Source organism: Flavobacterium frigoritolerans, from assembly GCF_025847275.1.
Taxonomy (GTDB): domain Bacteria; phylum Bacteroidota; class Bacteroidia; order Flavobacteriales; family Flavobacteriaceae; genus Flavobacterium; species Flavobacterium frigoritolerans.
In genome coordinates, this window is sequence record NZ_JAOZEV010000001.1 from 532,190 (window position 1) to 543,924 (window position 11,735).

At 33.1% G+C, this 11,735-nt stretch carries 12 protein-coding genes; 2 read left to right on the forward strand and 10 right to left on the reverse strand.

Going from position 1 to position 11,735, the window contains the following annotated elements; all coding sequences use genetic code 11:
• Positions 1 to 97 precede the first annotated feature (97 nt).
• The 5 genes from OIU80_RS02290 to OIU80_RS02310 all read right to left on the reverse strand — a co-directional run bounded on the left by OIU80_RS02290 (position 98) and on the right by OIU80_RS02310 (position 4,285).
• Positions 98 to 442 carry a hypothetical protein gene (locus tag OIU80_RS02290; protein WP_264285476.1) on the reverse strand — a complete coding sequence of 115 codons (345 nt, stop codon included), beginning with the start codon at positions 440 to 442 and terminating at the stop codon, positions 98 to 100.
• Between the two features lie 164 nt (positions 443 to 606).
• Positions 607 to 1,566 (reverse strand): transporter, encoded by a 960-nt coding sequence (locus tag OIU80_RS02295; protein WP_264285477.1) that lies wholly within the window; start codon positions 1,564 to 1,566, stop codon positions 607 to 609.
• 234 nt (positions 1,567 to 1,800) lie between these two features.
• Positions 1,801 to 2,838, reverse strand: coding sequence for a cytochrome-c peroxidase (locus OIU80_RS02300; protein WP_264285478.1), 1,038 nt, complete (start codon positions 2,836 to 2,838; stop codon positions 1,801 to 1,803).
• Between the two features lie 167 nt (positions 2,839 to 3,005).
• Complete coding sequence (locus OIU80_RS02305; protein ID WP_264285479.1) at positions 3,006 to 3,809, reverse strand: MbnP family protein; 804 nt, start codon at positions 3,807 to 3,809, stop codon at positions 3,006 to 3,008.
• Between the two features lie 110 nt (positions 3,810 to 3,919).
• Complete coding sequence (locus OIU80_RS02310; RefSeq protein ID WP_264285516.1) at positions 3,920 to 4,285, reverse strand: hypothetical protein; 366 nt, start codon at positions 4,283 to 4,285, stop codon at positions 3,920 to 3,922.
• Positions 4,286 to 4,419: 134 nt separating this feature from the next.
• Here OIU80_RS02310 and OIU80_RS02315 point away from each other — a divergent pair, with 134 nt between their 5' ends.
• Positions 4,420 to 4,854: a hypothetical protein gene (locus OIU80_RS02315; RefSeq protein WP_264285480.1), complete on the forward strand. Its 435-nt coding sequence runs from the start codon at positions 4,420 to 4,422 to the stop codon at positions 4,852 to 4,854.
• A 47-nt stretch (positions 4,855 to 4,901) separates the two neighbouring features.
• Here OIU80_RS02315 and OIU80_RS02320 read toward each other — a convergent pair whose 3' ends face one another.
• The 5 genes from OIU80_RS02320 to OIU80_RS02340 all read right to left on the reverse strand — a co-directional run bounded on the left by OIU80_RS02320 (position 4,902) and on the right by OIU80_RS02340 (position 10,987).
• The gene (locus tag OIU80_RS02320; protein ID WP_264285481.1) at positions 4,902 to 7,376 is read right to left on the reverse strand and encodes a zinc-dependent metalloprotease; all 2,475 of its coding nucleotides are present in this window, start codon (positions 7,374 to 7,376) and stop codon (positions 4,902 to 4,904) included.
• Positions 7,377 to 7,559: 183 nt separating this feature from the next.
• Complete coding sequence (gene hemL / locus OIU80_RS02325; protein WP_264285482.1) at positions 7,560 to 8,846, reverse strand: glutamate-1-semialdehyde 2,1-aminomutase; 1,287 nt, start codon at positions 8,844 to 8,846, stop codon at positions 7,560 to 7,562.
• A gap of 31 nt (positions 8,847 to 8,877) precedes the next feature.
• Positions 8,878 to 9,753: a glucosaminidase domain-containing protein gene (locus OIU80_RS02330; protein WP_264285483.1), complete on the reverse strand. Its 876-nt coding sequence runs from the start codon at positions 9,751 to 9,753 to the stop codon at positions 8,878 to 8,880.
• On the reverse strand, positions 9,746 to 10,642 hold the full coding sequence (locus tag OIU80_RS02335) for a 1-aminocyclopropane-1-carboxylate deaminase/D-cysteine desulfhydrase (protein ID WP_264285484.1): 897 nt from the start codon (positions 10,640 to 10,642) through the stop codon (positions 9,746 to 9,748). The genes OIU80_RS02330 and OIU80_RS02335 overlap by 8 nt, the downstream gene beginning before the upstream one ends.
• Before the next feature lie 9 nt (positions 10,643 to 10,651).
• On the reverse strand, positions 10,652 to 10,987 hold the full coding sequence (locus tag OIU80_RS02340; RefSeq protein WP_264285485.1) for a hypothetical protein: 336 nt from the start codon (positions 10,985 to 10,987) through the stop codon (positions 10,652 to 10,654).
• A gap of 114 nt (positions 10,988 to 11,101) precedes the next feature.
• On the opposite strand from OIU80_RS02340, the gene OIU80_RS02345 reads away from it, so the two are divergent.
• Positions 11,102 to 11,278: a DUF5522 domain-containing protein gene (locus tag OIU80_RS02345; protein WP_164998635.1), complete on the forward strand. Its 177-nt coding sequence runs from the start codon at positions 11,102 to 11,104 to the stop codon at positions 11,276 to 11,278.
• Positions 11,279 to 11,735: the final 457 nt, after the last annotated feature.

The window sequence follows — 11,735 nt, forward strand, 5'->3', positions numbered from 1 at the left end:
GATGTAATTTCCCTTAACCATCATGCGTAAAAAAACTCCTATATTTAAAAGCCTTTAAACTTATTGATATAGAAGTCTTTAAATTATTAAAAAACGTTTATTTAGTATCGCCTTTTTTAACGGATAAAACAGAAACATCATATCCCAAATTAGCTAATATTTCTAATCCATCAAGTGGTTCCTGCTTATTTTCGCCTGTCCATCCTTTTTGCAGACCATATAAAATACATTCTCTAACATATTTAGGTCTATTCAAATTAACTACTTCCTTTTCGCCAGTTAATGGCTTAGAGAGCGGAAATCCAAAATTTAAAGGAAGACCAATAATCGGATCATCCCAGGTTAAAAAATCAACTAATAACGGACTTAGCTTATAATCCTTTAAAAATATTTTTATCGTCAATGTTCCTTCCTGCGCTGGTAAATCAACCTTTCCAGTCATTATATAGAGATAAACGTTATCCTCTACTGTTATTTTCCTTAATTTCATTTGTATAAATTAAACTTTAGTAAAATTAAGCATCCATTTCATTTAACACATAAAAAAACTCCCATATCAATGCTCTTAGCTCACCGATATAGAAGTTTTAAATAATTAGTATCTCGTTATAAACTATAATTCAGATTTATACTCCAGCGGTAATTAGCTTCCATAGCGCCACTAGATAAATTTTGGTTTATAGGAAGCATTCCGTTTACACCCACCGAAAATTTGTCTTTACCAACCTCTAATCCAAATTTACCAAACAGGATATCTCCCGCTGTATTTGGCAAGTCTAATCCGTGTTGTCTGTTTGTAGCATAAACTTCACCCGCAAAACCTAGCTGAGGAACTATTTGTACCGATGGCAAATCAAACAAGTAAAAGAACGTTCCCGAATAATTAAACTGGTTTCCGTATTGGTATTTTTGTTCGTTTTCGGTTTTTATAACGTAATTCAACATGGTGTTTAACCCCAGATTTTTTCTCTTAATTACATATTCAGAAACCAGTAAATAGTCCCAACTTCCTGTTCCTAACTGAAAACTTTTATTTACACTTCCTGCGTTATTCGCTTCATTAAACCTTCCTGTTGGCATTTTTACTCCTCCACCAAATTCAACTTTATGCGTAAAAACAGTACTGTCTTTTTGCGTTTCAAACACTGTATAAAGTGCCATTACCGAAATATCTCCCAATCCCGAAATACTTTCCGTTCCTGTGGTTAATTCTCGATTATGAAAATGATAAGGAACCAATGCCGAAATCTGAACTCTCTTGCTTACAGGAATCCTTGCCCAAGCCTGAACTGTATTAAAATTTTCATCTATCCAGGGAGAGTTAGCAAAAATACCATCGCGACTCGTATAACTTTGGTTGAAATAACGTATTCCGACAAAATTAGTATTTAACATCGAGCTAAATCCCATGCTCCCACCACTTGCAGAACAGCCACAAGCATCACAATCAAAGTCTTCCATCATTGCCAAACGCTGAAATGTAAAGCTCGAAATACTATCTTTTACTGTTGTAGCAAAAGTAAAATTGCAAACTAAAACTAAACTTAAAACTATTATTTTTTTCATTTTATTATTATTTTTTTAGGAGCTCCCGATAACTATCGGGACCCGCTTTTCGTTGCAAGCTTTTCTTAAAATCCCATTTTTCTATATGTTTACAAAGTTTCCGCTGGTCACTTTGTAAACCCAAGAAAAAATAAGGGCTTTTCTCAAAAAGGCTTTACACTACAATCGGGGCTAAAACTCCAATTTTTATTATATCTTATCCTAACAAATTTAAAAAGCCTGTTAGAAAGAACCTTAAAACTCCGAAAATCGCTTATCAGTTAAGAATTGATGATCGGTTAATGTTTTCAGGAATGCGATAATTTGTTTCTTATCCATTTCTGAAAGTTGGATACCTAGTTTTCCATTTTGCCTCAAAATTGGATCTAAAGTTGCCGAAGCTTCAATTCCGCTGGCATAATGATCCAAAACAGCTTCTAGTGTTCCAAATCGTCCGTCGTGCATATAGGGAGCCGAAACTTCGACATTTCGTAAACTCTGCACTTTAAATTTATAATAATCACTAACCAATTCAGTAACCTTATAACGTCCCACGTCATTTACTTTTGGATTTACTGCCAAACCATTGTTTCGAAACGAATCATCGGTCATTAAATCAGTTGCATGACATGAAGCACATTTAGAATTAAACAATGCATATCCTGCCAATTCATCGGCTGTAAGCGTTCCTCCTGTTTCATTACGGCGGTATTTATCAAAACGCGAATTAGAAGATGTTACCATTACCATAAATTGCGAAAGTGCTTTTAACATATTCTCGGTAGTAATTGCACCATTGGTAAAAGCTTGTCCAAATAAAGTTCGGTAGGTTTTATCCCCTTTCATCATTTCTAGAATAGTATTTAAATTACCATTCATTTCGATATCGCTCGTTAACGGAATTATTGGCTGCAAGTCTAAATGATTAGTTACTCCATCATACATAAAAGTCGCTTGGTAAGCCAAATTCTGAATTGGTGGTGCATTTCGGGTTCCCAATGCATCCCCAACTCCATGGCTCACTGTGTGCCCATGATGTGTAAATGCGTTTTCCTGTATATGACAAAAACCACAAGAAACAATTCCATCAGAAGCCAAACGTCCATCGTAGAAAAGTTTTTTACCTAGTTCAAATCCTTTTACAGTTGGTGGATTTGCAGTAATATCATAAGTTAAAGCGGGGAAATTAGATGGCACTTTAAAGTCTAAAGGCACATTTATATATTCATCATCCTGATCACTACAACTGTATAATAACGGAATCATAACCCAAAGAAAATATTTTATTCTCATGGTTTCTAAATTTTAAAAGAAGCACAAAAGCTCATTTCTAACCCCAATTCCTACGGTATTCTTTTTTATTTTTTTTTAAATAAAAAAGACATAGTATCCCGATAGCTATCGGGATGCGGGACAAGAGTTCCTAATGAAAAATAACTTTTGTGCTCCTAAAAATGAAATTAATCGTTGTGTACGTGATCTACTCTAAACATTGTGGCTACATTGGCAGTAATTAAAGGCAAAGCAGCTCCGCCCATAATCATAGCTCCCATGCCGCCCATATTATAATCTGAAAGCTTGATTTTGTTAGGTCCGTCAAGAATCTTAGACAAATCGGTTATAATGTGTACATCTGGCGAAATGTTAGTTCTTACCAAAGCTTTAGTCGGGAAATCTAGCGTTACTTCTGTATAGTTATAATCCGTTCCTGTTTGTCCAGTATGAATCATAAAAGGAATAGCAGTTGTAACAGTTTCTGAAGTAAAATTACCCTCGAAAGCAAGAAATTTATATCCTGCAGTCCAGTTCCATAACATTCCAGCAGCCTGAGCTTGTGCAAGAAAATCACCTTGTCCAGACGCACCCAATTGCCATTGTTCTTTATCTACTCCTATTCCGAATTTTACTTTTGTATAATCTCCTGCAGGAACATCCGATAAGATAAATTTGTAACCAGCCTCAGTGGCTTCGTCAGCAATAAAATAACTTTTTGCTTTTGGGTATGTAAAAGTTGTTCCATCAGTTTTTGTCAAGACAATATTACTTACAATGTATTTAACGTTAGTAATTTTTAAAACCTCATTATTAGAAGTTCTATTTCCTTGCGTTTCCAGAATTAAATCATTTGATCCAAATGAGTTGTCAAATTTTAATCCGATTTTACCAGTTCCAGAAACTGATTCATTATTATCATCACTTGAACATGCTGAAATAGTAGCAGTTATAGCCAAAATAGCTACTGCTTTGTATAATATTTTTTTCATTTTTGAGTTGTATATTCTTAATAGATATTTAAAATAGTATGTGCATAGGCTTACCTCAAATGACAATAGTCAAATGAAATAGCAGGACACAAAAGTGTTTTAATTAAAATTTAAGAAATACGTGCAGGTGGATGAAAAAACAAATCGGCATTAAGATGCGAATACAAATTAGCGTAAGCCGCATTGATTTGTGATTTAGTATTGTTTGGATAAAATTGTAATACAAATGCGTTTGTCGATTCAAACATTAAATCGACTTTATCCAGAAGGGTGTTTTTTTTATCAGACGAAGAAGGCTTTTCGGTATCGGCAGCTTTGGCCAATTCTTTCATTAAATGACACTTTCCGTTACACTGCATAACAGGCTGCGCTTTATTCTCGCAAAGTACCGTCGAAATGTAATCATAATTGACAATATATTCTATAACCGGGAATACTGGTTTTAGAAAAATAGCTAGAATCAATATGAAGACCATTTTTTTCACAATGCGAATTTAAGAAACAAAATTTATTTTATCGGCTGTTAAATAAATTATAATTAAAAAAAATGTGTTAAACCTATTTATTTTATAAATGTCTAACATCAATAACCTTTTAAAACAAAAAAATCATGAAAAAATTATTTATCGCTGCTTTATTGTTCGTTGGAATGGTAAGCTTTGCTCAAGATGCTGCTCAACCTGTTAAACAACAAAGAGAAAGGTTGACACCTGAACAACGGAATGAGAAACATTTAAAAAAACTGACTACCGAATTAAATCTAGATACCAACCAACAAGCTCAAGTTGCAAAGTTACTAGCTGACAGAAGTGCCAAAGCGCAAAAACACATGGAAATGCGTAAAGCCAGAAAAGACAGTAGTATAAAACCAACTGCCGAAGAAAAAGCAGCTCTTAAAAAAGAGATAATGGATGAAAAAACAGCTACTGAAGCTCAAATGAAATCAATCTTAAATGCCGAACAATACAAAAAATGGACTGCAATGAGAGATGAAAACAAAGAAAAGATGAAAGACAAAATGAAAGAGAGAAAAAACAAACTATAAATAAAAAAGAGGCCGAAAGGCCTCTTTTTTATTTATAGAACATCTAATTATTTTGGATTAAGAACTAAATCAATTCTTTTAATACAATCTTCATAATGATATTTTGTTTCTGTATTTACAGCCATTGCTTTTGCTGTTGTCAGTGTTTTTTTCAAAACATTCAATTCACCTCTAACTAAAGCTCTGATATCAGACTGGGCAACATTATAATACTCTGTTGCTCTATCTGATGGTTTAATCTCCTCAGTCATTAAATATGCCATTCTATCAATGTAAGCGCGCTGTAAATTTCTTCTGTATATAGTTACATTAGTTGCAGCATTGGCTTCTTTCCAAATTCCTTTTCGCATATCCTTTAAAAAATCTAATGCTTTATAAGTATCTGTACCAATTATTTCGGCATCCATTAACCTGCCAATACGACCAAAACTCAATAAACTATTTAAATGTCTAACTTGTAAACTTCTAAATCGTTCTGTATAACCTGAATAATTGGTGTTTTTTAAAGTATTCATATTTACAATCCAAGTAGGAGAAGCAAAAGCATTAGTCTGAAGCCAGTTCATTGCTTCTATTTGTTTTGCTTTTGGAACCACTTCATAAACATTTCCAGCTTGATTTGGATTTTTAAGATTTTCATAAACTCCTCCTACATTGGTCACAACATGACCTACATATCTGCTCCATACATCTAATAATTCTTTATATAATTCATCTAAATCATCATAATTATTAGAAACATTACTTGTCCACTCATTTAAATGACTGGCTACATATTCTAGGTTTTTAAGTCCATATGTACCTGCTTTCATAGAATTATTTCCAATATCCTCTGTTTGTGAAGATGGATCAAAACTACTGCTCTGTTTTCCAAATTTATAAATTGGATTTCCCGCTTTTTCAAGAATCCATTTGTCTAAAGTTGGTAATTCTTCTTCAGCTGACTTTACGTTTGGAATAACTCTATATCCCCAGTTTAAAGCATAATGATCATAAGCCCCCATTTTACGAATAAAACGAATGTTTTCATCTCCTGGCTGTGCGATATAATTAAAACGAGCATAATCCATTATACTCGCAGCAATTCCGTTTTGTTGCGTAAAATCTCCATTTCTATAACTCTCCGTATCAAAAGCACAACTTGCTCCCATATTATGAGGAAAGCCCAATGCATGTCCTACTTCATGTGCAATAACCATACGCATCATCTCCCCCATTTCTTCGTCGCTTGTCTTTAAAGTTCTTGCCGACGGATTTGCTGCACCAGTTTCTAACAAATATCTATTTCTATAAGAACGCAAGTGATTGTGATACCAGATTACATCACTTTCGATAATTTCTCCAGTTCTAGGATCTGAAACACTTGGCCCCATAGCATTTCTAGTTGTACTAGCAACATAACGTATCACAGAATAGCGAATATCTTCTGGACTAAAATCAGGATCTTCTTCCTTTGTTGGAGCATCTTTTGCAATAATTGCATTTTTAAAACCAGCTGTTTCAAATACTTTCTGCCATTCTTCGATTCCTAGTTTAATGTATTTTCTCAATTTTACTGGAGTCGCAGGATCTAAATAATATACTATTGGCTTTATTGGCTCAACCAATTCTCCTTTTGCATAAGCCTCAGGATCTTTAGGTTCCAATCTCCAACGTTGGATATATGTTTTAAGATCAGATTTCAACTCATTACTTCCATAATCATATTGACTAACAGTAAACCAACCCACTCTTGGATCTGCTAATCTTGGTTTCATTGGCACTTCTGGCAATAAAATCATCGATTGATTCATTTGTATGCTTATTGTTTCACTTTCCTGTAACATTGTGGGTTTAGAAGCATTGTAAGTCATATCCTGAATAACTTCAATATTCATCGGAAAACTTTTCATTCCGTTAATAAAACTTCTGGATTCATCTAATGCTTTTACTTTATATACTTCTCGCATTTCTGCAGATATTCCGCTAATTGCTTTTACGTCTGTACTATAAAATTTAGTCACATCGATAACTGTATTGGCAGAATCTTTACTAAAAGCAACTATATCAAAAGCAAATAATGTAGGTTCATAATTATTTGATTTAACAGAAATACTTATCGGTAACGTATCATTTGCAACAGCATTATATGATTTAGATTTAATAAGAATCTTATCCTGAAAACGCTCCCAAACTATTAATTGCTCATTGGTTTCAGAGCCAGCGTTTACATATCCTCCACCTAAATTAGAAGGCAATTTTGATAATCTACTTACCAAAAGCATGTCCTTGTTTAAATATTTATTCGGAATCTCAAAATAGTACTTTTTATCTACTTTATGTACTGTAAAAAGTCCTTCATCAGAAACTGCTTCCTTTGTAATTACTTTACCATATTCTTTAATTGCTGACTCTAGCTTTTTATCTGGAACTACAGCCGTTGCTTCCTCTTTTTTTGATTTCTTCTTTTTAGATTGTGCAAATAGATTTGCAGGCAATAGCACAAAATTTGCTAGTATAGCAAGAATTAAAATTTTCTTCACTTAGTTATTAGTTTAATGGTTATTTAACAAACAAAAATAACTTTTGATTGGAATTTTATAAGCAGCTCCCTTTTGTTTAACTTTTCATTAACAACAAAGAGTCAAAACATCAGAAACGAAAAAAGGTTCAACTTTAATTAAAAAGTCAAACCTTAAATCCTTATTTATTCTAAAATTTTAAAACTAAAAAGTTTTAGAAACTTTATCAATTGCTTGAATTGTAAAATCTAAATCTTCGTATGTCAATGCATCCGTAATAAACCATGTTTCGTATGCTGAAGGCGCAATATAAACTCCTTCTTGCAATAATCCGTGGAAGAATTTCTTGAATGTTTCATTATCACCATTGGCTGCACTTTTAAAATCAGTTACCGGAGCAGCATCAAAATGTACCGAAATCATAGAACCTACTCTATTAATCGTGAAAACTACATTATTAGCTTTAAGAACTCTGTCAATTCCTGCTTCTAGGTAAGCTGTTTTTTCTTCTAAACGAGTAAAAATAGCACGATCCTTATCTAAAGCTTGTAGCATTGCTAATCCTGCTGCCATTGCCAACGGATTACCCGATAATGTTCCTGCTTGGTAAACAGGTCCTATTGGCGCTAGATAATTCATGATTTCTGCACGAGCAGCAAATGCTCCTACTGGTAAACCACCACCTATAACTTTTCCAAAAGTAACAATATCAGCTTTGATGTTAAATAATTCCTGAACTCCACCACGTGCAAGTCTAAAACCAGTCATAACCTCATCAAAGATTAACAATATTCCGTTTTCTGTACACAACTGACGTAAGCCTTCTAAGAATCCTTTATTTGGCGGAATACAACCCATATTTCCTGCAACAGGTTCTATGATAATAGCAGCAATTTCATTTTTGTTAGCGTTAATTAATGTCGCTACATTTTCTAGATCATTGTATTTTACAAGTAAAGTATCTTTTGCCGTTCCCTCTGTGACTCCAGGGCTATTTGGGCTCCCGAAAGTAACAGCTCCGCTTCCCGCCTGAATCAAGAATGAATCAGAATGTCCGTGATAACAGCCTGCAAATTTTATAATTTTATCTCTCTTTGTAAAACCTCTTGCCAAACGTATTGCACTCATGCAAGCCTCTGTCCCTGAATTTACAAAACGAATTTTATCGATATTTGGAACCATCGAAACCGCCAAAGCAGCAATTTGTGTTTCTAATTCTGTAGGCATTCCAAAAGATGTTCCTAATTTAGCTTTTTCAATTACAGCTTCAACAACTGGAGCATAGGCATGACCTAAAATCATTGGTCCCCATGAATTGATGTAATCTATCAATTTGTTTCCGTCTTCATCATATAAATAAGCTCCTTTGGCGCTTTTTACAAAAATTGGAGTTCCTCCTACTGCTTTAAATGCTCTTACAGGCGAATTTACACCACCCGGAATTACTTTTTCTGCTTCAGCAAAAAGCTGACTGCTTCTTTGATATATCATCTTAATTTTGACTTTTATCTTTATTGGAATTTTATTTTACAATTAACTTTTGCCCGATAGAAAGGGTATTATCGACAAGATTGTTTTTTTGCTTTAAATCATCAACAAGTACGTTGAATTTCTTTGAAATAGAATACAATGTATCTCCTTTTTGAACTTCATACGAAGAAAGATTACCTGTATTATTGTTTGATGTATTAGGTTTTGTAGCAACAACTGTGGTAGTTTTCTCTATTACTACATATTCTTTACCCATAGCTAAATTATCATATTGATGCAATTCGTAACGCTCAATATAGCTAATTAATTTCTCTGGATATCTAGGATCAGTAGCATATCCTGCTGCTCTTAATCCTTTTGCCCAAGCTTTATAATCTCCTTTTTCATAAGTAAATAATGCCGCGTATCGTTTTTTCCCAGTTAGAAATAAAGCATGGTCACGAAACGATTCAGATGGGTCTTTATATTTTCTAAAACATTCTTGCAACGAATCATCATCGTGGCGAACACTCTCGCCAACCCAATCCTTATGGCATTTTATTCCGAAATGATTATTTGATGAAAGCGCCAAGTCTCCTCTTCCTGCACCAGATTCTAAAATTCCTTGCGCCAAAATAATACTTGCAGGAATTCCGTAGTTTTTCATATTTCCCATTGCAATATCTTTATACTGAAAAATATAATCACTAATTAAATTATTAGTAACAACCGTTTTAGAAGTTGATTCAATAACCTCAGTTCTATTATTCGCTGATGGCTTGGTATAAGTGGGCTTTTTCTTGGTCTGTATTGCTACTCTTTGTTTTTGAGTAGTAGCTTTCTTTTTGGTTGTTACTATAGCAGGCTTGCTTGCATTACAACCTATCAAAGTTATCGTTAGTAAGAGTAAGAGTGTCTTTTTAAACATTGCTTTTAATTATTGGTAAGTTTTTATTCATCAGCTTCATATTCATTCCTTTTATTCCTTGTAATCCTCCTGTATGAATCAACAAAATTTTAGAGTTCTTGGGGAAATAATTTTTCTTAATTAAATCTATAACGCCAAAAACCATCTTTCCTGTATAAATTGGATCCAAAGGAATTTTATTTTCATCAAAAAATTGATTAATAAAGGTAACTAGCTCAGAATTTACTTTGCCATAACCTCCAAAATGGTAATCAGTGATGAGTTCCCAATTTTGATTCTTTGCAAAAATACGAATTTCATCTTTTAAAAAATCCCCTTTTAACGCTGGAAACCCTAAAACTTTCTGATTTGGTAATGCACTATTACTAATTCCCGAAATAGTACCACCTGTTCCCACGGCACAGCATACATAATCAAACTCAGCATCTTCGGGGGTTAAAATCTCCTCGCAACCTCGAACTGCCAGCTCATTTGTCCCGCCTTCGGGTACAAGATAAAATGTTCCAAATTGCTGCTTTAGATTATCCAGAAAATCAATTTCACTTTTAAGTCGATAGTCATCTCTGGTAACAAATTCTAATTGCATTCCATTTTCCTGAGCAAATTTTAAAGTCGGATTTCCCTCTATCTTATCAATAAGCTCTTCTCCACGAATAATTCCGATAGTTTTAAATCCGCTTTCTTTTCCTGCATAAGCCACAGCTGCAATATGATTAGAAAAAGCACCTCCAAAAGTAAGTAGTGTTTCTTGATTTTCGGTTCTGGCCTGGAGTAAATTATACTTTAATTTTCGATACTTATTCCCAGAAATAAAAGGATGAATCAAATCTTCTCTTTTAATTGTAAGTGAAATATTATTTGGAAAAAGGGTATGTATATTTTGATTCAAAATCTTATTTTATTTGTGATTTAAATACTGTACAAACCGAAAAAAAGGTCTGTTTTTTAAATAATTTATATTCGCTTCATTTCGATAGGCTTCTCTTTCAAAACTAATATTATGATAGGCTAAATCAGCATTTTTATATTGAAATAAACGCACCACATATTCAATTAAGTACCAAAGAAAAAAAGGCAGTATCAATAATTCTATTTGTTGGCGTAAATGTATTTTTTCATGATTAATAAAAACCTCATTTTTTTTATCCGAAGGGTATTTCATCAACACAAACGGAAACACAGCCATCCCGCGATATCCTTTCGGAATTAAATATTTAGCAATAATCAAAAACATTCGCTGTAAAAATTATAAATTTGTACTAGTAAATTACTTCTACACAAAGAAAAACATAATCGACCGAATTTACTTAAAATTAAGATAAAAATAGCTTTTGCCAAATTCAGGATTATGAATGAACAAAATAAGGAAAATAAATTAATCGAAGGCGAAGATTTTTATTATACCCCCGAAGGATATAAATGTTTTACCGAAAAACACCATTTAAAAAGAGGTTATTGCTGCAAAAGTGGCTGTCGCCATTGTCCGTATGGATATGATAAGAAAACTGGAGAGATTAAAAAATAAGATTATTTTAAAAATGTATCAATTTTAAAAATTAGATAAAGCTGTTATTAAATTATTAAAATCATAAGAAATCTAAAATTATTTTGAAACAAGTTTTTAAATCTTTAAATTTCCGAATATTTAAAATCAGATAATTAGGAAATATCCTGATTAGAATATAAGATAATTCTTTTAATTATTTTTTTTCGATATTTAAATTCTTGAACCTTTTAAATAAAAAAACATGGATATCTGTTCACAAAAATATAGGATTACCATCCACAAATCCTATCACAGGTCGGATATTCGGTATCCCTAGCTTTTAATTAGAAAATGTGTCAATGTGCCAATTTGAAAATGAGATAATTATTTCAGATCAAATTTGCATTGATAGGTATTTCGCTCCTATGGAGCTATTTGAGCCCCAGCGGGTCGACAATAATCTAAAGAACAAAAAATTAATCCGTTGTTAATCTAG

What these genes read in the sequence shown, in the direction of transcription:
- OIU80_RS02290 (WP_264285476.1), bottom strand. Translation starts at nt 442, where the DNA reads ATGACTGGAAAGGTTGATTTACCAGCGCAGGAAGGAACATTGACGATA.
- OIU80_RS02295 (WP_264285477.1), bottom strand. Translation starts at nt 1,566, where the DNA reads ATGAAAAAAATAATAGTTTTAAGTTTAGTTTTAGTTTGCAATTTTACT.
- OIU80_RS02300 (WP_264285478.1), bottom strand. Translation starts at nt 2,838, where the DNA reads ATGAGAATAAAATATTTTCTTTGGGTTATGATTCCGTTATTATACAGT.
- OIU80_RS02305 (WP_264285479.1), bottom strand. Translation starts at nt 3,809, where the DNA reads ATGAAAAAAATATTATACAAAGCAGTAGCTATTTTGGCTATAACTGCT.
- OIU80_RS02310 (WP_264285516.1), bottom strand. Translation starts at nt 4,285, where the DNA reads ATGGTCTTCATATTGATTCTAGCTATTTTTCTAAAACCAGTATTCCCG.
- OIU80_RS02315 (WP_264285480.1), top strand. Translation starts at nt 4,420, where the DNA reads ATGAAAAAATTATTTATCGCTGCTTTATTGTTCGTTGGAATGGTAAGC.
- hemL (WP_264285482.1), bottom strand. Translation starts at nt 8,846, where the DNA reads ATGATATATCAAAGAAGCAGTCAGCTTTTTGCTGAAGCAGAAAAAGTA.
- OIU80_RS02330 (WP_264285483.1), bottom strand. Translation starts at nt 9,753, where the DNA reads ATGTTTAAAAAGACACTCTTACTCTTACTAACGATAACTTTGATAGGT.
- OIU80_RS02340 (WP_264285485.1), bottom strand. Translation starts at nt 10,987, where the DNA reads ATGTTTTTGATTATTGCTAAATATTTAATTCCGAAAGGATATCGCGGG.
- OIU80_RS02345 (WP_164998635.1), top strand. Translation starts at nt 11,102, where the DNA reads ATGAATGAACAAAATAAGGAAAATAAATTAATCGAAGGCGAAGATTTT.